At 66.8% G+C, this 23374-nt stretch carries 25 protein-coding genes; 15 read left to right on the top strand and 10 right to left on the bottom strand.

Annotated elements, in window-relative coordinates:
• Nucleotides 1–236 precede the first annotated feature (236 nt).
• From V2L18_RS09215 to queF, 3 genes are all read left to right on the top strand, one after another.
• On the top strand, nt 237–791 hold the full coding sequence (locus V2L18_RS09215) for a PAS domain-containing protein (RefSeq protein ID WP_336177937.1): 555 nt from the start codon (nt 237–239) through the stop codon (nt 789–791).
• A 51-nt stretch (nt 792–842) separates the two neighbouring features.
• Complete coding sequence (locus tag V2L18_RS09210; protein WP_336177936.1) at nt 843–2003, top strand: HAMP domain-containing methyl-accepting chemotaxis protein; 1161 nt, start codon at nt 843–845, stop codon at nt 2001–2003.
• Between the two features lie 154 nt (nt 2004–2157).
• Complete coding sequence (gene queF / locus V2L18_RS09205; RefSeq protein WP_336177935.1) at nt 2158–2622, top strand: preQ(1) synthase; 465 nt, start codon at nt 2158–2160, stop codon at nt 2620–2622.
• A 24-nt stretch (nt 2623–2646) separates the two neighbouring features.
• Here queF and V2L18_RS09200 read toward each other — a convergent pair whose 3' ends face one another.
• A complete protein-coding gene (locus tag V2L18_RS09200) occupies nt 2647–3552 on the bottom strand; it encodes a DMT family transporter (protein ID WP_336177934.1) in 906 nt (301 codons plus the stop codon).
• 205 nt (nt 3553–3757) lie between these two features.
• Between V2L18_RS09200 and dapD the strand changes: the two genes are divergently transcribed.
• Nucleotides 3758–4612 carry a 2,3,4,5-tetrahydropyridine-2,6-dicarboxylate N-succinyltransferase gene (gene dapD / locus V2L18_RS09195; protein WP_336177933.1) on the top strand — a complete coding sequence of 285 codons (855 nt, stop codon included), beginning with the start codon at nt 3758–3760 and terminating at the stop codon, nt 4610–4612.
• A gap of 50 nt (nt 4613–4662) precedes the next feature.
• Here the strand turns inward: dapD and V2L18_RS09190 are convergent, their stop codons facing one another.
• The gene (locus V2L18_RS09190) at nt 4663–5274 is read right to left on the bottom strand and encodes a cysteine hydrolase family protein (protein ID WP_336177932.1); all 612 of its coding nucleotides are present in this window, start codon (nt 5272–5274) and stop codon (nt 4663–4665) included.
• Between the two features lie 100 nt (nt 5275–5374).
• Here V2L18_RS09190 and V2L18_RS09185 point away from each other — a divergent pair, with 100 nt between their 5' ends.
• From V2L18_RS09185 to V2L18_RS09170, 4 genes are all read left to right on the top strand, one after another.
• The gene (locus V2L18_RS09185) at nt 5375–6223 is read left to right on the top strand and encodes a LysR family transcriptional regulator (protein WP_336177931.1); all 849 of its coding nucleotides are present in this window, start codon (nt 5375–5377) and stop codon (nt 6221–6223) included.
• Between the two features lie 114 nt (nt 6224–6337).
• Nucleotides 6338–6754 carry a DUF805 domain-containing protein gene (locus V2L18_RS09180; protein WP_336177930.1) on the top strand — a complete coding sequence of 139 codons (417 nt, stop codon included), beginning with the start codon at nt 6338–6340 and terminating at the stop codon, nt 6752–6754.
• 44 nt (nt 6755–6798) lie between these two features.
• Nucleotides 6799–7998, top strand: a complete 1200-nt coding sequence (gene dapE, locus V2L18_RS09175; RefSeq protein ID WP_336177929.1) for a succinyl-diaminopimelate desuccinylase — start codon at nt 6799–6801, stop codon at nt 7996–7998.
• Nucleotides 7999–8001: 3 nt separating this feature from the next.
• Nucleotides 8002–8598 carry a hypothetical protein gene (locus V2L18_RS09170; protein WP_336177928.1) on the top strand — a complete coding sequence of 199 codons (597 nt, stop codon included), beginning with the start codon at nt 8002–8004 and terminating at the stop codon, nt 8596–8598.
• Nucleotides 8599–8602: 4 nt separating this feature from the next.
• On the opposite strand, the gene truA is transcribed toward V2L18_RS09170, so the two are convergent.
• The 4 genes from truA to fmt form a co-directional block, all read right to left on the bottom strand.
• Nucleotides 8603–9340: a tRNA pseudouridine(38-40) synthase TruA gene (gene truA / locus V2L18_RS09165; protein ID WP_336177927.1), complete on the bottom strand. Its 738-nt coding sequence runs from the start codon at nt 9338–9340 to the stop codon at nt 8603–8605.
• Between the two features lie 17 nt (nt 9341–9357).
• A complete protein-coding gene (locus V2L18_RS09160) occupies nt 9358–10143 on the bottom strand; it encodes a hypothetical protein (RefSeq protein ID WP_336177926.1) in 786 nt (261 codons plus the stop codon).
• 91 nt (nt 10144–10234) lie between these two features.
• The gene (locus tag V2L18_RS09155) at nt 10235–10777 is read right to left on the bottom strand and encodes an N-acetyltransferase (RefSeq protein ID WP_336177925.1); all 543 of its coding nucleotides are present in this window, start codon (nt 10775–10777) and stop codon (nt 10235–10237) included.
• Between the two features lie 69 nt (nt 10778–10846).
• The gene (fmt, locus tag V2L18_RS09150; RefSeq protein WP_336177924.1) at nt 10847–11776 is read right to left on the bottom strand and encodes a methionyl-tRNA formyltransferase; all 930 of its coding nucleotides are present in this window, start codon (nt 11774–11776) and stop codon (nt 10847–10849) included.
• A 420-nt stretch (nt 11777–12196) separates the two neighbouring features.
• Here fmt and V2L18_RS09145 point away from each other — a divergent pair, with 420 nt between their 5' ends.
• The 7 genes from V2L18_RS09145 to cobM are packed head-to-tail and all read left to right on the top strand — an operon-like array spanning nt 12197 to nt 18685.
• The gene (locus V2L18_RS09145) at nt 12197–13258 is read left to right on the top strand and encodes a sirohydrochlorin chelatase (protein WP_336177923.1); all 1062 of its coding nucleotides are present in this window, start codon (nt 12197–12199) and stop codon (nt 13256–13258) included.
• Complete coding sequence (locus tag V2L18_RS09140; protein ID WP_336177922.1) at nt 13255–13896, top strand: precorrin-8X methylmutase; 642 nt, start codon at nt 13255–13257, stop codon at nt 13894–13896. The genes V2L18_RS09145 and V2L18_RS09140 overlap by 4 nt, the downstream gene beginning before the upstream one ends.
• The gene (locus V2L18_RS09135; protein WP_336177921.1) at nt 13896–14138 is read left to right on the top strand and encodes a hypothetical protein; all 243 of its coding nucleotides are present in this window, start codon (nt 13896–13898) and stop codon (nt 14136–14138) included. The genes V2L18_RS09140 and V2L18_RS09135 overlap by 1 nt, the downstream gene beginning before the upstream one ends.
• The gene (cbiE, locus tag V2L18_RS09130; RefSeq protein WP_336177920.1) at nt 14135–15361 is read left to right on the top strand and encodes a precorrin-6y C5,15-methyltransferase (decarboxylating) subunit CbiE; all 1227 of its coding nucleotides are present in this window, start codon (nt 14135–14137) and stop codon (nt 15359–15361) included. The genes V2L18_RS09135 and cbiE overlap by 4 nt, the downstream gene beginning before the upstream one ends.
• Nucleotides 15358–16083, top strand: a complete 726-nt coding sequence (gene cobI / locus V2L18_RS09125; protein WP_336177919.1) for a precorrin-2 C(20)-methyltransferase — start codon at nt 15358–15360, stop codon at nt 16081–16083. Before cbiE ends, cobI begins: the two co-directional genes overlap by 4 nt.
• The gene (gene cobJ / locus V2L18_RS09120; protein WP_336177918.1) at nt 16053–17903 is read left to right on the top strand and encodes a precorrin-3B C(17)-methyltransferase; all 1851 of its coding nucleotides are present in this window, start codon (nt 16053–16055) and stop codon (nt 17901–17903) included. Before cobI ends, cobJ begins: the two co-directional genes overlap by 31 nt.
• A gap of 5 nt (nt 17904–17908) precedes the next feature.
• Nucleotides 17909–18685, top strand: coding sequence for a precorrin-4 C(11)-methyltransferase (gene cobM, locus V2L18_RS09115; protein WP_336177917.1), 777 nt, complete (start codon nt 17909–17911; stop codon nt 18683–18685).
• 10 nt (nt 18686–18695) lie between these two features.
• Here the strand turns inward: cobM and V2L18_RS09110 are convergent, their stop codons facing one another.
• The 4 genes from V2L18_RS09110 to cobA form a co-directional block, all read right to left on the bottom strand.
• Nucleotides 18696–20297 (bottom strand): B12-binding domain-containing radical SAM protein, encoded by a 1602-nt coding sequence (locus tag V2L18_RS09110; RefSeq protein ID WP_336177916.1) that lies wholly within the window; start codon nt 20295–20297, stop codon nt 18696–18698.
• Between the two features lie 201 nt (nt 20298–20498).
• On the bottom strand, nt 20499–20951 hold the full coding sequence (locus V2L18_RS09105; protein ID WP_336177915.1) for an RcnB family protein: 453 nt from the start codon (nt 20949–20951) through the stop codon (nt 20499–20501).
• A 132-nt stretch (nt 20952–21083) separates the two neighbouring features.
• Nucleotides 21084–22430, bottom strand: coding sequence for a cobyrinate a,c-diamide synthase (locus tag V2L18_RS09100; RefSeq protein ID WP_336177914.1), 1347 nt, complete (start codon nt 22428–22430; stop codon nt 21084–21086).
• Nucleotides 22427–23302, bottom strand: a complete 876-nt coding sequence (gene cobA, locus V2L18_RS09095) for a uroporphyrinogen-III C-methyltransferase (RefSeq protein ID WP_336177913.1) — start codon at nt 23300–23302, stop codon at nt 22427–22429. The genes V2L18_RS09100 and cobA overlap by 4 nt, the downstream gene beginning before the upstream one ends.
• Nucleotides 23303–23374: the final 72 nt, after the last annotated feature.

Genomic DNA, 23374 nt, shown 5'->3' with positions numbered 1-23374 from the left:
GGCACCGGACAGCGATGCAATCCAGACGCGCATGTTTCCGTAGGGTATGATGTTAGGTGAAAATACCTATGCAAAATGTCGCAGTTCGGCCCTTCGGTCATCTTGCGTTAGGTAATCCCCGCTATAACTTTATTTATCATAAATTTACGCAGAGCGAAGAGGGTCAATCGACGGAATGGAAAAGGCTTTCGCGCTCTGAGGGACCTAATCAAAAACAAGGAAGCGGGGGTGGATGAATGAGCAAGTCTCGGCCGCTGACGGGAGTCGAGCGATTCTTCGCGGAAGATGACGTAATCGTCAGCAAGACGGACCTGAAAGGGCGTATTACGTACGCCAACCGCACATTTCTGAATATTGCCGGATATACGGAAGCCGAAATTCTTGGGCAGCCGCACAGCATCATCCGGCATCCGGACATGCCGCGCGCGGTTTTCAAGTTCCTGTGGGACACGATCGAGGCCGGTCAGGAGATCTTCGCCTATGTGATCAATCGGGCGAAGAACGGTGACCATTATTGGGTCTTTGCCCACGTTACCCCGAGCTACGACGAGGCCGGCAGGATGATCGGCTATCATTCCAACCGTCGCGTGCCGGACCGTAACGTCCTGGAGAACCCGATCATCCCGCTTTACCGCGCGCTGTGCGAAGAGGAAGCGCGCCACGTCAACGGCAAGGAGCAGCTTGCCGCCGGTTTCCGCATGCTGGTCGATACCATCGCGGGAACGGGTCTCCCCTACGACGAATTCGTCGCCTCGCTCGCCGCTTCCGGCAAGCGCGACAAGGCGGCCTGAAACCGATGTGCCGAGGCCTTCTGGCCGAGGTTAGGACAGGACGAGACGACCATGTTTTTCAGGTCCAGACGCGCATCGCTGCGCAAGGCCACCGCGGTCTGCAAGGCTGTTGCCAACGGTGATTTCGAAGCGCGCATTCTCAATATCGACGACCGCGACGAGCTCAGCGAGCTCATGCACGCCATCAATCTCATGATCGACCGCACGGACGCCTATCTGCGCGAATCCAAGGCGTGTCTCGATTATGTCGGCCAGAACCGGCATTTCCGGCTGATTTCGGAAAAGGGCATGGTCGGCGCCTTCGGGGCAGCCGCACGCAGCATCAATGCCGCGACCCACAAGATTCGCGACCGACACGAGAATTTCCGCGATCTCGCGGAGCGGCTTGAGAAGCGGCTGCACGAGACGGTGGGGCGTATCGGCGAGGCGACGAGCGAATTGAAGGGGGCCGCGGGGGAAATGGCGAATTCCAGCAGTGGCGCCAGCGCTCGCTCGCTCGATGTGTCTTCGGGGGCCGAACAGGCGGCTGCAAACATGCGCAACGTCGCCGACACCACGGAGGAACTCACCGAATCCATCGGCGAAATCAACCGCCAGGTGATCAGTGCGGCCGACATCGCCCGGGGCACGGTGGAGAAATCGCGCTCGATGAACCGCGAGATCGACGGCCTCTCGCAGAAGTCGCAGCGCATCGGCGTGGTCGTCCAGCTCATCAACGACATCGCCGCCCAGACCAACCTGCTCGCGCTCAACGCGACGATCGAGGCCGCGCGTGCGGGCGAACTGGGCAAGGGCTTTGCCGTGGTTGCCCAGGAGGTCAAGGCGCTTGCCGGCCAGACGGCGAAGGCGACGGAGGAGATCAACGGCGAGATCGTCTCCCTGCAGGCGGCCACCGGTGATGCGGTCGTCGCCAATGCCGAGATCAGCGAGGCCATCGAGAAGGTGAGCGAGATATCGAACGCCATCGCGTCTGCCGTCGAACAGCAGACCGCCGCCACGGGCGAGATCGCGCGCAACGTGGAGGAGGCGGCGCGCGGCGCGGGCAGCATCACCGCCGGCATCAGCGCCGTCAGATCGGCGAACGAGGGCACCACGGAAATCAGCGGCCACGTGCTGCACGCCTCCGGCTCGCTGGCCGATCAGGTGCAGCAGCTTCAGCAGATCCGCACGGATCTGAACGATTTCCTGGAGAGCGCGAGAAAGGTCGGCTGACGAGGCTCGATCCCGTCCGCTTTCGGCCCTTGCCGCATCTTGCTTTTCGTCCCGTGTTCCGTCATGCGTGCCGGATCACGGGGCCATTCCCGGAGCCCTGCCAAAACGCGGCTCCGGTGCGCAGCCCCGGCGCGATCCGATCCGGAGCCCTGCCATGTCTTGCGACCCTTCCTCCGACACCCCCGCCCTCGGCCGGCCGACCGAAATCCCCGCAGATCCCGAAAGCGCGGTCATCGACCGGGTGCCCAATCCCCATGCGGACACCGATTACGTCACCCGCTTCGTGTGTCCGGAGTTCACCTCGCTGTGCCCGGTGACCGGCCAGCCGGACTTCGCCCACATCGTCATCGACTACGTGCCTGATCAGTGGTTGGTGGAATCGAAGTCGCTGAAGCTTTTTCTCACCTCGTTCCGCAACCACGGCGCCTTCCACGAGGACTGCACGGTCTCCATCGGCCGCCGGCTGGTGGAACGCCTCGCGCCCCGCTGGCTCCGCATCGGCGGCTATTGGTATCCGCGCGGCGGCATCCCGATCGACGTCTTCTGGCAGACGGGCGAGACGCCGGCCGGCATCTGGATCCCCGACCAGGGTGTGCCGCCCTATCGCGGACGGAGCTGAAAGGGGGCCCCGCCGGGTCCGACCTCAGCGCTCCACCAGCAGCAGCACGATCGATCCGACGATCAGCACGCAGCCGATGATCTCCTTGCGGTTGATCGCCTCGCGGAAGATCAGCACGGAGGCGGCAAAGGTGAAGACCAGTTCGATCTGCGCCAGCATCCGCACATAGGCGACCTTCTGCAGCGTCATCGCGGTGAACCAGCCGGCGGACGCCGTCACGCCGACAAGCCCGACCCACACGGCGATGCGCCAGTGGGCAAGGCTGGCGGCTAACTGCTCCGGCTCGCGCTTGCGCATGTAAAGCGCCATCACGGCGGTCTGGAACACGGTGACGAAGCCGAGCGTGAAGGCCGCCTTCATCAGGAAGTCGGGCCCGCCGAGCGACAGGGACGCCGCGCGATAGCAGGCGGCTGAGGCACCGAACAGGGCAGCCGATGCGAGCCCGATCAGGGCCGGGCGGCCAACGAGCGATGCCGAGACCGCCCGCCACGACAGCGGCTGTCGCGCCATGGAGATGACGATCACGCCGACAACCCCGATGGCGATCGCCAGCACGGCCGACGCGGTGACCGTCTCGCCCAGCAGCACCAGCCCGAAGATCGCCGCCTGAACCGGCTCGGTCTTGGAATAGGCCGTGCCGACCGCGAAGTTGCGGTAGGAGAACAGGTGGACGAGCAGGAAGGTCGCGAAGATCTGCGCCAGTCCCCCGGCCATGGCGGCGAGCGCGAAGGGGACGTTGGCGACGGGCAGCGGATGCCCGAGCCCCAGATGCAGCACGGCCACATAGGCGCTGGCGAAGGGAAAGCCGTAGCCGAAGCGCACGAAGGTCGCGCCCGTGGTGCCGAGCCGCCCCTTCAGGTGCTTCTGGAGGGCCGAGCGCACGTTCTGCAGAAAGGCCGCGGCGATCGTTATCGGGATCCACAATTCCATGGGCGGGCTCTTTGGGGAAGGGCGATGGTGTATCCGTCTACGATGCAGGGGAGGGAGCGTCCAGTGTCATGACCCACGGGGAGGTGCTGTCGCAAAGGCCATTGCGCGTTCGGGCACGATCACTGGCGTATTGACTTCCCTGTCCGCGGCGGCTTTTCTCGCGCGCTGACCCATCAAGAAGCCGTTTTCGGAGAATCTGCGACCCATGACTGCCCATCCCGACCTCGCTGCGCTGCAGGCGACCATCGATGCCGCCTTCGAAGACCGTGCCAATGTCGGCACCTCGACCCGCGGCGACGTCCGCGATGCGGTGGAGGCCGCTCTCGACCTGCTCGACAAGGGCCAGGCGCGCGTCGCGGAGAAGACCGAAGAGGGCTGGGTCGTCAACCAGTGGCTCAAGAAGGCGGTGCTGCTGTCCTTCCGGCTCAACCCGATGACCGTCATCAAGGGCGGGCCGGGCGAGGCCACGTGGTGGGACAAGGTGCCCTCCAAGTTCGAAGGCTGGGGTGCGCTCGATTTCGAGGAGGCCGGTTTCCGCGCCGTGCCGGGCTGCGTCGTCCGCCGCTCCGCCTACCTCGCGCCCGGCGTCGTGGTGATGCCCTCCTTCGTCAATCTCGGCGCCTATGTCGATGCCGGCACCATGGTCGACACGTGGGTCACGGTCGGCTCCTGCGCCCAGATCGGCAAGAACGTCCACCTGTCGGGCGGCGTCGGCATCGGCGGCGTGCTGGAGCCGCTGCAGGCCGGCCCCGTCATCATCGAGGACAACTGCTTCATCGGCGCGCGTTCGGAAATCGTCGAGGGCGTCATCGTCGGCGAGGGCGCGGTGATCTCCATGGGCGTCTTCATCGGCGCCTCCACCAAGATCATCGACCGCACCACCGGCGAAATCCACATCGGCAAGGTGCCGCCCTATTCGGTGGTCGTCTCAGGCTCCCTGCCGGGCAAACCGCTGCCCGACGGCACGCAGGGCCCGAGCCTCTATTGTGCGGTCATCGTCAAGCGCGTCGACGCGCAGACCCGCTCCAAGACCTCGATCAACGACCTGCTGCGCGACTGATCCGTCTTCTGGCCCGCATGCCCCCGCGTGCGGGCCGGACCGCCACGTTCTCAGACGGCGGCGGCACCGGGCAGGATGTGTGCGAAGCGGTCGCCGAGCGCGGCAAGGGCGGCCCGATGAACATCGCCTGCCGATACCACGCTGCCGTCGTGAGTGGGCAGGGCACGTGTCGCGCAGGCGCTGGCCACCACCGCCGATTCAAGCCCCAGATCCAGCGCCGCGCGCACGGTCGAGGAGACGCACATATGCGTCATGAAGCCGGCGACGACGATGCGACGGATGCCCTTGTCCGCAAGCGTTTCGGCAAGGTTCGTTCCGGCAAACGAGTTCGGCAACCGCTTGTCGATCACGGTTTCCCCGGCGAGCGGCTCGGCTTCCACGCAAAACGCTCCGCCACGCGCATCCAGATCGAACAGTCCGCCCGGCGCGCCGACATGGCGGACGTGAACGACCGGCAGGTCGAGATCGCGGGCGTGCTGACGCAAGCGGGCGATTTCCTCGAGCGCCAACGTCACGTCATCGAGCTGGAGGGCACCTGAGCGATATTCCTCTTGCGCATCGATCAGCACCACGGCCGCCTCGCCTGGCGCGGGTCTCTGCCAGCCGCCGGCGCCGGCCATGTCGCGCAGGGTCTTCGGGATGGCATGAAGGCTCGATGTCATGATAGCTGCTCGCGACCTGTAAATTTCGGCGCACAATAGGCTGCACGGAGAGGCGCGAAAACGCCTCGCTTACGCCGTTCAAACCTGCAAAAATGCAGGCATGCTGAACTGGGACGATCATCATCTGGTGCTGACCATCGCACGGTCCGGCACCATAGCGGGCGCCGCGCGCCGGCTGGGCGTCAACGAGACGACCGTTGCGCGTCGTCTGTCCGCGGCGGAGGCTGGTGCCGGCACGACGCTTTTCAGCCGGATGGACAGGAAACTTGTGGCCAGTGCCGCCGGCCGTGCCGTCGTTGCGGCGGCCGAGGCCATGGAGCGTGCGCTCGCCAAGGCCTCTCGGGAAGAGGAGGCCCTGCACGGGACGGTGCGTGTGACATCGGTTCTGGCGGTCATCGAACATCTGATCGTGCCGCATCTTGCGCAATTCGCGCGACGCCATCCCAAGCTGGTGCTGGAACTGATCGGAACGAACGAGACCAGCTCGCTCGCCCGGCGCGAGGTGGATATCGCCATCCGTCTGCAGCGGCCCGCGCGCGGCAAGCTGGTGGCCCGGCGCCTCGGCCGTGTCCGCTTCCGGATGGCCGGGCGCTCCGATCAGGAGCCGGCCGGTTACATCGCCTACGAGCGCGACCTCGACGATATGCCCGAAATCGCGGCGATCAGGGCGCGTTTCGGGGCGACCTCGCCCAGGGCCCGCATCGCAACGCTCTCCGGAATTCGGGTTGCCAGCGAGGCGGGGCTGGGGGCGGCCATGCTGCCGGACTGGATGATCGAGCCCTCGCGCGGCCTCTGCGTGATCGATGCCTCCGTCAGCGTCGAACGTCCGCTCTGGCTCGTGGTGCATCAGGATGTCAAGGAACGTCCCGCCGTGCGCGCCGCCTGCGATTGGCTCGCGGAAATCGTCACCGGCCGCGCCGGAAACGGCGACAAGATGTCGGCGGTGTGAAACAAGACCCTTGAGTCCCGCCGGCAACGACAATAGGTAACGCTTGCCAGCGATGGTCGCAGCCGGGGACTTTTCCGCATGCCGTCGCCTTCACGCCCGGGATGAAACCGCCCCATGACCGAACAGCGTCCGACACCAGCCGGCCTAATGACCCTCCTTTGGCTGTTCTTCAGCCCGGCCGGTCGCGTCTCGCGTCACGTCTACTGGCTCGCGCTTGCCGTGGTGGTGTGCCTCATGTTCGTGCTCGGGCGCATGTGGGAAGCCACGCTGATTTTCGACACCGGCCCGGACGGGGCGCTGGAAACGGTCCGCATGACCGATGCCAGTGCCGGCGTGCTGCTGGCGATGCTGCCGTTCGAATGGTCCGCGCTGGTCATCATCGCCAAGCGCTGTCGCGATCGCGGCTGGTCGGGCCTGGCCGCGCTGATCTGGATGGTGCCCTTCGCCAATCTTCTGCTCGCCGTGTATATCGGTCTGGTGCCCGGCGATCCGGGGCCGAACCGTTACGGTCCGGGGCCCGACCGGCCCTAGCGATAATTCCGCCCCGTTCGCATTCCAACCTGCCAGGATCGTCCATGACCGCCGCCCCCACCGATGCCGCTCCCACCGAACAGGGTCTGTCGGCAGCGGTCCGCATCGCCCGCGATCTGATCCGCTGCCCGAGCGTGACGCCGCAGGAAGGCGGTGCGCTCGCCTGTCTCGCCGACCTTCTGGAAAAGGCCGGTTTCGAGGTCCATCGCGTGACCTTCGAGACCCCCGGCACGCCGGATGTGGAGAATCTCTTCGCGCGGATTGGCTCCGGCCGTCCGCACGTCGCCTTCGCCGGCCACACCGATGTCGTGCCGCCGGGCGATGCGGCGAGCTGGAGCCACGCGCCCTTCTCCGGCGATATCGCGGACGGCGTCCTCTATGGGCGCGGGGCCGTCGACATGAAGGGCGGCGTAGCGGCATTCGCGGCCGCGGCACTTGATTTCGTCGCCGAGGCGGGCGAAGCCTTCGCAGGCTCCGTCTCGTTTCTCATCACCGGCGACGAGGAGGGGCCCGCCGTCAATGGCACGGTGCGGCTGATGGAGTGGTGCGCGGCCCGCGGCGAGCGTTTCGATGCCTGCATCGTCGGCGAGCCGACGAACCCGCAGCATCTCGGCGATGCGATCAAGGTCGGCCGGCGCGGTTCGCTTTCCGGCGAACTGACGGTCACCGGACGGCAGGGCCACGTCGCCTATCCGCATCTGGCGGAAAACCCGATCCCCGGCCTGATGCGCCTTGCAAGTGCGCTCGACGCGCTGCATCTCGACGACGGCAACGAACGTTTCCAGCCCTCGAACCTGGAAATCGTCAGCATCGACACCGGAAATCCCGCCTTCAACGTGATCCCGCAAAAGGCGGGAGCCCGGTTCAACGTGCGTTTCAACGATACCTGGACGCGCGAAACGCTTGCCCGCCACATCGAGGATTCCATGCGCGAGGCGGCGGGCAACACGGTCTCCTACGAACTTGTCTTCCGCGAGGATGGCAGCGACAGCTTCCTGACCAACGACGCCGCCCTGATCGAAACCCTGGGCGCGGCGATCGCGGCGGAGGTCGGTCGGGCGCCGGAGCTTTCCACCGGCGGCGGCACTTCGGATGCGCGCTTCATCAAGAATTATTGCCCGGTGGTCGAGTTCGGTCTCGTCGGCCAGACGATGCACCAGGTCGACGAACGCGTGACGATCGAGGATCTGGACAAGCTCACCGCCATCTACCGGCGTTTTCTCGTCGATTATTTCAAGGCTTGAGGCATGATCTTCAGTGGCGCCGAAATCAGGGGTTCGCTTGCCGGAGCCTGGGAGATCTTCAAGGGCAACCCGCGCGGGCTTCAGGGTTTTGACCTGTCGGTCGCCGGTTTCTGGCGTTCGTTCCTGATCGTCGTGCCGCTGATGATCCCCTATCTGCTCGTCTCCAAGGCGCAGCTGCAGATCGCGATCAGCGAATTTCCCGGCGCCGAGGATCTCGAACTGGGATCCTTCTACTGGATCGAGGCGGTGCGGCTGCTGCTCGACTGGTTCGCCTTTCCGGTGGTTCTGGCGCTTCTGGCCAAACCACTCGGCATCGGCCGGCACTACGTGGGCTTCGTGGTGGTGCGCAACTGGAGCGAGCTGCTCGCCGCCTTGCCGCTGCTAGTCGCCGCCCTGCTTTACGGGCTCGGACTGGTCGGGCTCGACGGCTTCACTTTCGTCTCGCTCATCGCCACGGGCGTCGCCCTCTATCTCCGCTTCCGGGTGGCGCGGGTGGCGCTTGAGGCGAATATCTCCTTTGCCGTCGGCATCGTCGTCTTCGACATGGCGCTCTCCACGGTGATCTCGCTCGGCTTCAGCCGGCTCGTCAGCTTCGGCTGAGCCCTCAGTAGTCGACGCGCGTCAGGTAGAGCCCGTCCGGCGGACAGACCGGCCCGCAGCGGGTGCGGTCGGCCGCATCAAGCGCATCCTTAAGATCCGAAGCCGTCCACTTGCCCTCGCCCACCAGCTTCAGCGTGCCGACCATGGAGCGCACCTGGTTGTGCAGGAAGGAACGGGCCGAGCAGGTCAGGCTGATGACGTCGCCCTCGCGGCTCACCGAAAACGCATCGAGCGTCTTCACCGGGCTTTTCGCCTGGCACTGGCTGGCGCGGAAGGTGGTGAAATCGTGCTTGCCCAGAAAGCCTTGCGCGGCCGCGTGCATGGCACCCTCATCAAGCCGGTGGCGCACGTGCCAGGCATGGTGGCGCTCCAGCGCCAGCGGCGCCCGCCGGTCGATGATGCGGTAGAGATAATGCCGCTTCACGGCAGAGAAACGGGCGTCGAAATCGTCCGCCACGCGCTCCGCCGACAGGATCGCCACCGCGTGCGGCCTGAGATGCGCGTTGGTCGCCTCGCGCACTTTCTCCGCGTCCCAGTCGCGTGCGAGATCGACGTGCGCCACCTGGCCGGTGGCATGCACACCCGCATCCGTGCGTCCCGCGCCGCGAATGCCCGGAGCCTCGCCGGCAAAGGCGGCGATGGCCTCTTCGATCGCCTGCTGCACCGACATGCCGTTTTCCTGGCGCTGCCAGCCGACGAAACCGGTGCCGTCATATTCGATTGTGAGTTTGTAGCGGGGCACGGCGCGCCTGGTTCTCGTCAGTGTTCGTCTTTGGCGTGGGAGAAGGCCGTGAACGGCCAGCGCAGAACCATATAGAGGAGAGCGGCGAGCGAGGACACCGCGAAGATGACCGGGAAGGCCTCCACCAGCACGAACTGGTTGCCGCCCGCATTGCGCACGGTGCGCCACAGGGTGTCGATCTCCCCGCCCACGGTCTGGAAGAGGCGCCCGAACAGCCCGCCGCCGGGCGCCGAAATCGCATCGCCGAGCGCCCCGAACGCGATGCCGATATGGGCGAATTCGCCGCGGACGATCTGAAAGAGCGTGCCGAAGAAAAGATCGGTATCGAACTGGTCGGCAAGGATCCAGTAGCTCGACCAGGTCTTGACCAGCGCCAGCCCGATCACGAAGACGACGATGAACGCGGCCGGCACGACGATACGCTGGACGATCTCGGAGGAACGGCGCACGAAGCCGAAGACGAGCATCGCCACCGCAAGCGCCGCCAGCATGACGAGAAGGAATTCCAGCGTCGGCCGCGCCAGGAACAGCGGGAAGCTCTCCGGCACGTAGACATCGTCGCCGAAAAGGCCGAGCTTCAGCAGCAGACCGGAGAGGATCGAGCCGATCAGCACCGTCAGCGTCAGCGACAGCGCGGCCGACAGCGCAAACGACATGGCGCGGCCCTGATCCCACGTGCGCTTCATCAAAGGCAGGTTGCAGACAAGGAATATCGCGACGACGCCGGCCGCAAGCCCTGCGAGAAACAGCAGGACGAGCGGCAGCAGGATGATCAGTCCCTTGCGATAGTCGAAGTGCACCATGGCGCGAGGCTAGAGCACCTCGTCGCCTGCCACAATAAGGACATCATTGCGCGCGCGCCCTGCGACACCCGCAAGGCGCGTTTTGCACCGGCTATTCGCCCGCCGTCAGCGGCTTGGCGAAGGTGAGCGTCGCCGGCAGCCGGTCCGAGCTTCCCTCGCTCAGTTCCATCGCCAGAAAGTTCGGTCCCGACCAGGGCGTGTCGAACTTCTCGCCGAGCCCTGGGGAAAAACCGAACCGGGTGAAGTAGGCGGGATCGCCCACCACCACGACGATGTCGATATTCTCGCGCTTCAGCCGCTCCAGCGCTTCGCGCACGAGTGCGGTGCCGATGCCGTGTTTCTGCATGTCCGGGCGCACCGACAGCGGCGCCAGGATCGCGATCGCCAGATCGGCGTCGCCATCGGCGATCGTGGCGCGGGAAAAGACCACATGGCCGAGAATGTTGGCGCCGTCGCTGGCGATCAGTTCCAGAACGAGATCGTCGCTGATGCGCAGGGCGCCGACGAGGCGTGCCTCGGTGTCGCGCTCGAAAGCTTCGCCGACGAGCCGTCCGATGAGAACGGCGTCATTGGGCCCGACGGGCCGGAAGGTGAGGTTTGCCGGGGCTGTCGTCCCGGTGGTGGGCTCGCTCATGTGCTTGCCTCGCTTGATTTGAAGGTTCGGGATCGGATTTCCTAGCCAAAAAAGATCAGGGCCACAGGATCAGGGCAGCATCGTGCCCTGATCGATGCGCGAGCCGCGCAGGAACTCCTCCGCTTCCATCGGCCGCTTGCCGGCGCGCTGCACCTGGGTCAGCCGGACGGCGCCCTCGCCGCAGGCGATCGTCAGCCCGTCCAGCACTTGGCCGGGCTTGCCCGACCCTTCGCCGAGCGTGCTGCGCAGCACCTTCACGCGTTCCATGCTCTCGCCGCGCGGTACTTCGCACCAGGCGCCGGGGAAGGGCGAAAGCCCGCGAATGTGGTTGTGCACCTCTGCCGCAGGCCGCGACCAGTCGATGCGCGTCTCCTCCTTGGTGATCTTGCTTGCGTAGGTAACGCCGTCCTCCGCCTGCGGTTCGGATGTCAGCGCCCCGCGCGAAAGGGCGGCGAGCGCCCGGCCCATCAGGTCGGCGCCGAGGCGCGACAGCGCATCGTGCAGTTCGCCGGCCGTCATGTCCGCCCCGATCGCCAGCTTCTCCGCCATGCACACCGGGCCGGTATCGAGCCCTTCCTCCATGCGCATCACTTCAACGCCTGTTTCCCGGTCGCCCGCCATGATCGCGCGGTTGATCGGCGCGGCCCCGCGCCAGCGCGGCAGCAGCGAGGCATGCAGGTTCAGGCAGCCGTTGACGGGCGCCTCCAGGATATCCTTCGGCAGGATCAGCCCATAGGCCACCACGACGGCGACGTCGGCCTCGTGCGACAGGAAGCTCTCGCGCTCGATCGGGCTCTTCAGTGTGCGCGGCGTGTAGACGGGGATGTGAAACGCCTCCGCCTTCACCTCAACCGGCGAGGGCCGTTCCTCCATGCCGCGCCCGGCCGGTCGCGGGGGCTGGGTGTAGCAGGCGACGACCTCGTGGCCCTGTCCGATGATTTCCATGAGGGTGGGTACGGAGAAATCGGGCGTACCCATGAAGACGACTCGGAGCGACATGAATTTTCCCTGTCGATGAGGCCGCGTGCGGCGAAGCGTTCACCCTGTATGTGACGTCCCGCCCCGCCGATGCAACCGGTGGCGCGTATGAAATTGCCACAGGGGCGCGCGGAAAGCCGGCAATCGGGGCAAGGCGATTGATCCGGGGGGGCGCCTCCGCTAGCGTCGCCTCCAACAGGACGGCGTCCCGCAAGGGGCTGGAAGCGAGTCCGGTGCGATCGACCCAAACAGGGGATCAATCCCGGAGCCGTTCGGCGCAAGGAGCCGGTTTTACGATTCGCAAAGGCGATCGCCAAAGCCGCCCGCACGCCCTCGCGGACGTTGGATCAACAGAAGCGGGAGGCCTTCCATGGCAATACGCAAAGACTTGTCCCCATCGAATTGTCCTCAGCGGCCGCAACGCGGTGTGGAGGGGACGCGATGAGCGACAAACTCGGCCTGATGATCTGCGGCCACGGCAGCCGCGACGAGAACGCCGTCGCCGAATTCGCCGTGCTGGCCGAACGCCTGCGCGAGCGCTTCCCGGACTGGCCGGTCGACTACGGCTATCTGGAATTCGCGACCCCCATCATCCGCACCGGCCTCGATAACCTGCGCGCGGCCGGCTGCACCCGGGTTCTGGCCGTGCCGGGCATGCTGTTTGCCGCCGGCCACGCCAAGAACGACATTCCCTCCGTGCTCAACACCTATCAGGCGCAGCACCCGGAGATGCGGATCGACTACGGCCGCGAGCTTGCCGTCGATACCCGCATGGTGCGTGCGGCCGCCGCGCGCATCGGCGAGGCGATCGCGGCCGCGGGCACGGATGTCCCGGCGCACGAGACGCTTCTGATGGTGGTGGGGCGCGGCGCGTCCGATCCGGATGCCAATTCCAACGTCGCCAAGGTCATGCGGCTTCTGTGGGAGGGCATGGGCTTCGGCTGGGGCGAGACCTGCTATTCCGGCGTCACCTTCCCGCTGGTCGAACCCGGTCTGGAACATGCGGCCAAGCTCGGTTACCGCCGCATCGTCGTCTTCCCGTATTTCCTCTTCACCGGCGTGCTGGTGAAGCGCATCTACGACTACACCGACAAGGTCGCGGCACGGCACCCGGAGATCGAGTTTCTCAAGGCGCCCTATCTCAACGACCACGACTTCGTCATCGACACGATGGCAGAGCGTGTCCGCGAGATCCTTGAGGGCGCCAATGTGATGAATTGTCAGCTTTGCAAATACCGCGAACAGGTGCTGGGCTTCGAGGCGGAGATCGGCCTGCCGCAGGAAAGCCACCACCACCACGTGGAAGGCATCGGCGCCGGCCATCACCACCACCATGATCACGGCGATGGTCATCACCATCATCATCACCACGATCACGATCATGCGGAAGGCCACGGGGATCATGACGATCATGGGCACGATCACGGCCATCACCACCATCCGTATCCGCATGCCGATCATCCGCTGGGGCCGCGCAGCATGAAGCAAGGAGAGGGGACGTGACCCTCCACTACGAACGCGACGCGAGCGCCATCTACCGAGCATCCTTTGCAACGATCCGCGCCGAGGCGCCGCTCGACCGCCTGCCGGTCGACCTGCAACCGCTGGCCATCCGCCTCATCCATGCCTGCGGCATGGTCGATCTGATCGACGACTTCGAAGCCTCCGAAGACGTGGTGCTTTCCGCCCATTCCGCCATAGAGGCGGGCATGCCGATCCTCTGTGACACCACCATGGTCGCCTCCGGCATCATCCGCAGCCGGCTTGCGGGAAACGAGATCGTCTGCACGCTGGAGGACGAACGCGTGCCCGGCCTCGCCATCCGGGAGGGAACGACCCGTACCGCGGCGGCAGTGGAGCTGTGGCGCCATCGCGTGGCCGGCGCCGTGGTCGTCATCGGCAACGCGCCGACAGCGCTTTTCCACCTGCTCGGATGTCTCGATGAGGGATGGCCGAAGCCGGCCGCGATCCTGGCCTTCCCCGTCGGCTTCGTCGGCGCGGCGGAATCGAAGGCGGAACTCGTCGCAAATCCGCGCGGCGTTCCCTTCGCCACCGTCACGGGCCGGCGCGGCGGCTCGGCAATGGCGGCTGCCGCCGTCAACGCGGTCGCCGCCGGTCTGATCGAGGAGACGGGTCCGTGATGGGCGAGGACGGAAACAGCCGCCGCCCCGCAACGCGCAAGCCGGACGCGAAACCGGCCGGTCCAGCAGCGGGGCTGCGATCGCGCGGCTTTCTCTCCCATGGCGGCGCACCGGCGGAGGACGCCTCCGGCAAGCCGTCGCGCGCCCGTGGCACGCGCTCGCACGAGGGAGCAGGCGACGGTGCCGTCCGCCCGCTCGACAAGGCGCGGCCGCACAAGCCTTTCGGGATGAAGGACAAATGACGGCGCCCTGGCTCACCGTGATCGGGCTCGGCGAGGACGGCATCGACGGGCTGCCGGCCGCCGCGCGGGGCATCCTTCGCGATGCCGAGATCGTCTATGGCGGCAAGCGTCACCTCGAACTGGCCGGCGCGCTCAATGCCGAAACGCGCCCCTGGCCATCGCCGCTCGACGCCGGCCTTGAGGAAATCGCGCGCTTGCGCAGCCGGCCTGTCGTGGTGCTCGCGACCGGCGATCCGATGTGGTTCGGCATCGGCGCGACGCTCGCCCGCCGTATCCCGGCCGACGAAATCCGCGTGCTGCCGGCGCCTTCCGCCTTCCAGCTCGCCGCCGCCCGCATGGGCTGGCCTTTGGCGGACGTCGAGACGCTGAGCCTGCACGGCCGCCCGGCCGAACGCCTGAAACTCGCGCTTGCGCCCGGTGCCCGCATTCTCGCGCTGACCGTCGCCGACAGCCCACGCACCGTCGCCGCCCTTTTGACGCAAGCTGGTTACGGCGAAAGCCGCATGGTCGCGCTCGAACATCTGGGCGGCCCCGATGAACGCCGCGTTGAGGACATCGCGCGCGACTGGAACGCCGATGTCGCGACGCTCCACACGCTCGCCATAGACTGCGTCGCCGGACCCGATGCCGTTGTCCTGCCGCGCGTGCCGGGCTTGCCCGACGCCGCCTTCCGTCACGACGGCAAGATGACCAAGCGCGAGGTCCGCGCCCTGACGCTCGCACGGCTCGCGCCCCTGCCGGATGCGCTCTTGTGGGATATCGGTGCAGGCTGCGGCTCGGTCGCCATCGAATGGATGCGCGCCGCGCCCCGCGCCCTCGCCATCGCGCTCGAGCCGCGAGCCGACCGCCGCGCGCTAATGGCGGAAAACGCGCTCGCCCTCGGCGTGCCCGATCTCGACATCCGCAAGGGCGAGGCTCCGGGCGCGCTTGGAAGTCTTGCGGCGCCCGATGCGGTCTTTATCGGCGGCGGGCTTTCGCAAGGCGTCTTCGAGGCCTCGTTTGCGGCGCTGAAGCCCGGTGGCCGCCTCGTCGCCAATGCGGTGACGCTGGAAAGCGAGGCGGTGCTGCTGGCCCTTCATGCCCGCCATGGCGGGGATCTCGTGCGCCTCGCGGTATCGCGCGCTTCCGCCGTCGGCAGCCTCACCGGCTGGCGCCCGGCCATGCCGGTCACGCAATGGTCTCTCGCCAGAACCCGGACCCAACCTAGGAATACCCTCTCATGAGCGGCACGCTTTACGGGGTCGGCGTCGGTCCCGGCGATCCCGATCTCATCACCTTGAAGGCGCACCGGCTGATCACATCGGCCGCCGTCGTCGCCTATCCGGCGCCCGATACCGGCGAGAGCTTCGCCCGCGCCATCGCCGCCCGGTTCATCCCGGCGGAGGCGACCGAGATCCCCATCGTCGTGCCCATGCGGACCGAACGCTTCCCCGCTCGCGAGGTCTACGACGATGCCGCGACACGGATCGCAGGCCATCTCGATGCGGGTCGCGACGTGGTGGTGCTGTGCGAGGGCGATCCGTTTTTCTACGGCTCGTTCATGTATCTCTTCGAGCGGCTGGCGCCGGAATACGATTGCGAGATCGTGCCGGGCGTGACCTCGCTCACCGCCTGCGCCGCCGCGCTCGGCCGGCCGCTGGCCGCGCGCAACGATCATTTCGCCGTCATTCCGGCCCCTCTTGACGAAGCCTCGCTGCATGCGAAACTTGTGAAGTGTGACGCCGCGGCAATTATCAAGGTCGGGCGTCATCTTGCGAAGGTGCGCCGCGTCCTCGACGACATGGGGCTCAGCGAAAAGGCCGGCTACATCGAGCGTGCGACGCTTGCCGGGCAGCGGGTCATGCCGCTCCTTGACGTCGCGACCGATGAAGCGCCCTATTTCTCTATGATCCTCATCTACAAGGGAGACGAGCCGTGGAGCCTCGCGCCGCAATCATCGTCCTGAGCCCGTCGGGCATGAATGCCGCGCGCCGCATCGCGGGCGCCATCGGCGGGCGCGTGCACGGGCTTTCCGGCCGCGTCATGGCCGCCGATCTCACCTTCGAGGATGCGAGCGAACACATCCGCACGCTGTTTGCCGCGCGCACGCCCATCGTCGGCGTCTGCGCCGCCGGCATCCTCATCCGCGCGCTCGGGCACATGCTGGAGGACAAGCGCGAGGAATCGCCTGTCCTCGCCGTCTCCGCCGATGGTGCACACGTGGTGCCGCTTCTGGGCGGTCATCGCGGCGCCAACGATCTCGCCCGCGAGATCGCCACCCGCATCGGCTCCACCGCGGCCGTGACGACGGCCGGCGACCGTGTGCTGGGCGTCGCCCTCGACGAACCGCCGAAGGGCTGGCGGCTGGCGAACCCGGATGATGCCAAGTCCGTCATGGCGGCACTTCTGGCCGGCGCGACGCCGCTGATCGAGGGCGAGCCGCACTGGCTCGACCAGCGCGACCTGTGGCGCCGCGAATCCGTCACGCCGCCCAAGGGCATGAAGGAAGTCCGCCTCATCGCCACCGAGAAGCCGGTTGCAGGCGATTCCGAAACGCTGGTCTATCACCCCAAGACGCTCGTCGTCGGCGTCGGCTCGGCGCGCGACTGCGGGTATGACGAGCTGCGCGGTCTCGTTCTCGGCGCCCTTGCCGAGGCCGACCTCGCCTCCGGTTCCATCGCGGCGCTCGCAACCCTCGATCTGAAGGCGGATGAAGCGGCGATGATCCTGCTGGCGGAGGAACTGGGCGTTCCGCTTCGTCTCTTCGATGCAGCCGCGCTGGAGGCGGAAACCCCGCGTCTCGCCAATCCCTCCGACGTCGTCTTCGCGGAGGTCGGCTGTCACGGCGTCGCGGAAGCAGCCGCCCTTGCCGGTGTCGGCGAGGCCGGCCGGCTCGTGGTGGAAAAGCGCAAGAGCGCCAACGCCACCGTGGCGATCGCGCGGGCCGAAGGCTTCGTCGACTGGCGCCGCATCGGCCGGCCGCGCGGGCGGCTCTCCATCGTCGGCATCGGACCTGGCACCGCCGCCTGGCGCACGCCCGAAGCCGGCCGCATGATCGCGGAGGCCGACGCCGTCGTCGGCTATTCGCTCTATCTCGACATCGTCGCCTCAGCAATCGCCGGCAAGGAGCGCCACGACTATCCGCTGGGCGCGGAGGAAGACCGCGTTCGCGCGGCACTCGAATTGGCCGGCGAGGGCCGCAACGTCGCGCTGATCTCCTCGGGCGACGCCGGTATCTACGCCATGGGCGCGCTCGTCTACGAACTCCTCGACCGCCCCGGAAACGACGGCGGCGTCAGCGATGCCGCGCGCCGGGTGGAAATCGTCATGACGCCCGGCATCTCCGCGCTTCAGGCCGCCGCCGCCCGTATCGGCGCGCCGCTTGGCCACGATTTCTGCACCATCTCGCTGTCGGACCTGCTGACGCCGTGGGAGGTGATCGAGGCGCGCATCGCGGCAGCTGCGGCCGGTGATTTCGTTGTCGCCTTCTACAATCCCGTCTCGCAACGCCGCCGCACCCAGCTGGAACGCGCCCGCGAGATCCTGCTGCGCCGCCGGCCGCCCGAAACGCCGGTGGTGCTTGCCTCCAATCTCGGCCGGCCGGGCGAGGCGGTTCGGGTGACGACGCTCGGCACTCTCGCGATTGACGATGTCGACATGCTGACCATCGTCCTCGTCGGCTCCACCGCGACCCGCGCCATAGCGCGCGGCGCGCTCACACCCTACGTCTACACGCCGCGCGGCTATGCGGCCAAGCACGCTGCCGTTGAGGCAGAGAAGGCCTGACCCTCATGACCGTCCATTTCATCGGCGCCGGGCCCGGCGATCCCGATCTCATCACCGTGCGCGGGCTGAAGCTGATCCGCGCCTGCCCGGTCTGCCTTTATGCCGGTTCGCTGGTGCCGGAGGCCATCGTCGCGGAAGTCCCCGAGGGCGCGCGCGTTCTCGATACCGCGTCGATGACGCTCGACGAGATCGTGGCCGAGATCGAGGCGGCGCATGCAGACGGCAAGGACGTCGCCCGCGTCCATTCCGGCGACCCTTCCATCTACGGCGCCATCGCCGAACAGATGCGCCGGCTCGACGCGGCGGGCATTCCGTATGAGGTGACGCCCGGCGTGCCGGCTTTCGCCGCCGCCGCCGCCGCGCTCAAGACCGAACTCACCATTCCGGAAGTGGCGCAGACCGTCATCGTGACGCGCACGGCGATGAAATCCTCTTCCATGCCGGAAGGCGAGGATCTGGAGACGCTCGGCAAGTCGGGTGCGACGCTGGCGATCCATCTTTCGGTCAGGAACCTGCGCGAGATCGAGCGTCAGCTCGTTCCGCTTTACGGCGCCGATTGTCCCGTCGTCGTCGCCTACCGGGTCGGCTGGCCGGATCAGGCCTTCCTGCACGGCACGCTCGGTGATATCCGCGAAAAGGTGCGCGTATCCAAGATCACACGCACGGCGCTGATCTTCGTCGGCCGGGCGCTTGCCGCCCGCAACGCGGATTTCCGCGACAGCGCGCTTTACGATGCCGACCACGTGCACGTGCTGCGGCCGAAGCGGAAGAAGACGGCCTGAACAGCCGCGCCTACTGTGCGGCTTCCAGAACCGGCCGCTGCCACTCTCCCGTCTCCACCGCCTCGATTTGCCGGTCGATCTCGCCCACGACATAGCGCGAGAAGGGGCCTAGGTGGACGAACAGCGCATAAAGGATCAGCGCCGCGTTGAGCGCGCGCGGGTTGTTCCGGATGCAGTAGCCCAGAAGCGACAGGTAGGCGCGGCGATGTTCCGGCCGGCGCACCGTCAGCGCCCAGGTGATGCGGAAGAACTCGGCGATGTCCTTCTTCAACCGTGCCCGCGTCAGGTCGCCGTTCGGGCCCGACATGTCGAGCCGGTCGACCACCTTGCGCACCCGGGCCAGATAGTTTTCCGGCCGGTAGATGTGATCGACGATGCGGCGGTAGTCCGCCAGGATCTCCGCGCGCGGGCGCAGCGTGTCGAAGTTGAGGCCCGAGGTGCACTGGTCGCCGAGATCGCCGTCTGAATGGTCGTGGCCGGGGTGCAGCCGCCCTTCGCGTTCGAGCCTGCGGGTGAGTTGCGTGTCGGGCAGGGCGAACAGCAGGCCCGCCATGGCGACGGGGATCGCCGCCTCCTCGATCAGGTCGCAGATCGGTTCGGCCACGCTCGCCTTCTCCTCGTCGAAGCCGACGATGAAACCGGCCAGCACGAAGATGCCCGCCTCGTAGATCTTGTTCACGCTGGCGGCGATGTCGCGCCGGGTGTTCTGTTTCTTCCGTGTGGCGACGAGAACGTCCGGATCGGGGCTCTCGATGCCGATGAACACGGTGAAGAAGCCGGTATCCCGCATCAGATTGAGGAGGACCGGATCGTCGGCGAGGTTCAGCGAGGCCTCGGTGGAGAGCTGGAACGGGTAATGCCGCTCCTTCTGCCAGCGGATCAGCTCCGGCAGGAAGGCCTTCACTGCCCTTTTGTTGCCGATCAGGTTGTCGTCGACGAAATCGACGTTGCCGCGATAGCCCAGTTCGTAGAGCGCCTGAAGCTCCGCCAGCATCTGGTCGTTCGTCTTGGCGCGCGGCACCCGGCCGTAGATCTCGATGATGTCGCAGAACTCGCAGGTGAACGGACAGCCGCGCGAGAACTGCACGCAGATCTGTGTGTAGTCCTTGAAATTCAGCAGGTCGAAGCGGGGGATCGGCGTCGTCGTCACGTCCGCCTTGAATTTCTCCGCGGTGAACAGCCCCGAGCGGTCGCCGCGCCGCCATGCGTCGATGAAATCGCCGATGATGCCCTCCGCCTCGCCGATCACGCGGAAATCCGCGTGCTCGTAGAGATCGGGGCTCGTCGTGACGTCCGGTCCGCCGATGGCGACGGGAATGCCGCGCGCCTGGCAACGGTCGATGATTTCGAGCGTGGAGGGCTGCTGGGGGAGCATGCCGCCGGTCAGGATCAGGTCCGCCCAGTCGATGTCGGCGTCCTCAAGCGCCTGCGTGTTCCAGTCGACGAGCCGTATGGTCCAGTTTGCAGGGAGCATCGCCGCGACCGTGATGAGGCCGAGCGGCGGGGCCGGATACTTGGCACCGACGATCTTGCACGTGTCCTGATAGTTCCAGAAGGACCCGACAGTGAAGCGAGGCTGGATCAGAAGCACGTTGCACTGGTCTGTCGTCAAACCGGGTCTCCTCTCCGCTGGAGCAACTCTTATGCGCTCACTGGAGCGCGGGATGCTCTGGGCTTACGGAATGGCCTCGGAGGGTAGAGGACTTGCCGGCGCGGTGAAAGTGGTAATCACGTTAGGGCATACGCGTATTTCGCGAAAACGCCCGCCATCGGCAAATGGCGGGCGCGCGGTCGTCGGTCGGGAAACGTTGCTTCAGCGCGTTGCGTTGATGATCGAGGAAATGATCCCCGACGTGATCGCCACGAGCACGTACTTGTCGTCGTGGCGGACCCAGTGATAGCCGGCCGGCGGCTTCCGCAGATGGTGCTGGCGGTAATCGACCGGGCGGTTGCGATAGGTGCGCGGCATGTGCCCGCCGCGACGCATCCAGTCGTCACGGCGTTTGGGATATGTCTTCTTCACCTGGGAAGGATGCTTCTTGTAGTTCTGGTAGCTCTTGTAGGAATCGTAGGTTTTTTTGGACTGACGCTTCTTCTTCTCCGTACGATGCTTTGACGGCTTCTTCTTCTGGATCGCCGGGCCTTCGCCCTTGTACTGGTGCTTGTGAAGCTCGATCGGCTGGGGGCCGGCGAGCACGGGGCCGGCGGCGACGGTCGCGCTCAGCCCGATGACGGCGGCGGCCAGAATGGCTTTGAAGGTCTTCATCTTTCTTGCTCCGGTTGTTTTGTTGCCCACCATCGCTTCGGCCGTTTGAATGCCGGGTGAACGGGGCGTTCAGCGTTGTCAGGGGAAAAGCTTGCGGGAGGGTGACGTTATGAATGCGTGAGCTGCGGAGAGTCATGTTCCGTCGATGACGTGAGCAAAGGACCCCATGACCACGCCCCTCACTAAACCCATCGTGGGGCGTCGCGTTCCCTCCGCATCGCAGGCTTCGAAAAGGGCCGGTGCATCCCCGGTCCGCAAAACGCTGGCATAATGGAACTCGTGCGCGGTGAGGGCGCCGGCCCACGGCAGGCTCCGGCAGGGCGTCAGCCTGCGGTAGCCGAGGTGTAGCTTCGGCCTCTCGAAACTCGTCTCCAGCGGCAAAAGTCCCGCCATGCGATGGATGGTGCCTTGTGCATCCGTGAGCGCCTCGCCCAGCACCATGTAGCCGCCGCATTCGCCGTAGACGAGCGCACGGCGGTCCGCGGCGCTTTTGAGCCCGGCGAGAAAACCCTCGTTGTGCGCCAGCAGCCCGGCATGAAGTTCAGGATAACCGCCGGGCAGATAGACCGCATCGGCCTCCCGCGCCGGCCCCTCGTCGGCGAGCGGCGAGAAGAACGAAAGTTCCGCCCCCTGTTCGCGCCAGCCTTCCAGCAGGTGCGGGTAGGCGAAGGCGAAGGCCTCGTCGCGGGCGACGGCGATTCGCTGGCCGAGCGGGGCGAGCCGCGTCGGTGCGATGTGGTCGCCCGGCAGCGCCAGCGGGGCGGCAAGCCGGGCCAGCGCATCAAGATCGACGGCGTTTGCGACGATATCGGCCGCGCGCTCCAGAAAGGCGTCGAGATCGGCATGCTCGCCCGCCTGAACGAGGCCCAGATGGCGTTCGGGCAGGGCGAGGTCGGCGGCGCGTGGCACGGCGCCCAGCACCGGCATCGCGATCGTCTCAAGGCTCGCCTTCAGCATCCCGGCATGGCGCTCGCTGCCGACGCGATTGAGGATCACGCCGGCCACGCGGACCGGCTCCCGGTCGGGCTCATGCCCGTGATCGCGAAACCCGCGCACCAGGGCGGCGACCGATTGCGCCTGCCGGGCGGCGTCCACGATCAGGATCACCGGCAAGCCCAGAAGCGCGGCGAGATCGGCCGTCGAGCCGGTGCCGTCGGCCGCCCCGTCATAAAGCCCCATCACGCCTTCGACGATGAGGATATCGGCCTTCGCCGCCTGCCGGCTGGCGAGGTCGCGCAGCAGCGCCGGCCGCATGGCCCAGGGGTCGAGATTGGGGCAGGGGAGGCCGCTGGCCGCCTCGTGGAATTTCGGATCGATATAGTCCGGGCCCACCTTGGCGGAGGCCACACAGAGCCCACGCCGCGCAAGCGCCCTGAGAAGCGCGAGCGTGAGGACGGTCTTGCCCGACCCCGATTGCGGCGCGGCCAGAAGGAGGCCGGGCGCACCGGAAACCGCGCTTCTGCGCGTGGCGCTGCTCATCCTGTTTCCGATTGCCCGCCGCGCGTCCCGAGGCCGAGCGGATCGCTGACGAGTTCGCGCCCGCCCAGCGCGCCGAGCCAGTCGAGGCCCGCGCGAAGCCGCACCACGTCGCCGACGCACACGACCGCCGGCGGCTCCATGCCCGCCTGCGCGGCGTCGTCAGCCGCGCGCGCCAATGTCGTCTCCAGAACCCGCTGCCCGTCGAGCGAGGCGCGGGTGACGATCGCCACGGGTTCGCCGGCGCTCCGCCCGCCTTCGATGAGCTTGCCGCAGATCGCCGCCAGATGCTTCATCGCCATGTACATGACGATGACCGGCGCGCCGCGGGCGATGGCGTGCCAGTCGAAGGCATCGGGCGTCAGGCCGCTCTGATCGTGGCCGGTCAGCAGGGTCACGGCCTGGTTCACGTCGCGATGGGTGAGCGGTATGCCGGCATAGGCGAGCCCACCGATCCCCGCCGTCACCCCCGGGATCACCCGGAACGGCACGCCCGCCTCCACCAGCGCCAGCGCTTCCTCGCCGCCGCGCCCGAAAACGAACGGGTCGCCCCCCTTGAGCCGCAGCACGCGCTTGCCGGCCCGCGCCAGCTCGATCAGCTTCAGCGAAATGTCGCGCTGCTTCGGCGAGGGCTTGCCGCCGCGCTTGCCGGCGTAATCGGCGTCCGCGCCCGGCCGCATCCAGCCGAGGATCCGCTTGTCGACGAGCGCGTCGTAGACGACCACATCCGCCTGCTTCAGGCCGTTGAGCGTGTGCAGCGTGACGAGCCCCGGATCGCCGGGGCCCGCCCCCGCCAGCCAGACCCAGCCGGGCTCAAATCGCGGAAGGAAGCCGTCCCCCTCCGGTCCGCCGTTGAGATTGAGAGAATGCACCATGATCCGGTTTTACCGTTTCCGTGCCGCCGTGCAAGGCATCCGGGGTGCCCGTGCACCGTGAAACGCGGTGAA

The organism is Breoghania sp. JC706 (genome assembly GCF_037026715.1).
Lineage (GTDB): Bacteria > Pseudomonadota > Alphaproteobacteria > Rhizobiales > Stappiaceae > Breoghania.
The sequence above is the reverse complement of the archived record's forward strand: the minus strand, read 5'-3'. Positions and strand labels throughout refer to the sequence as shown.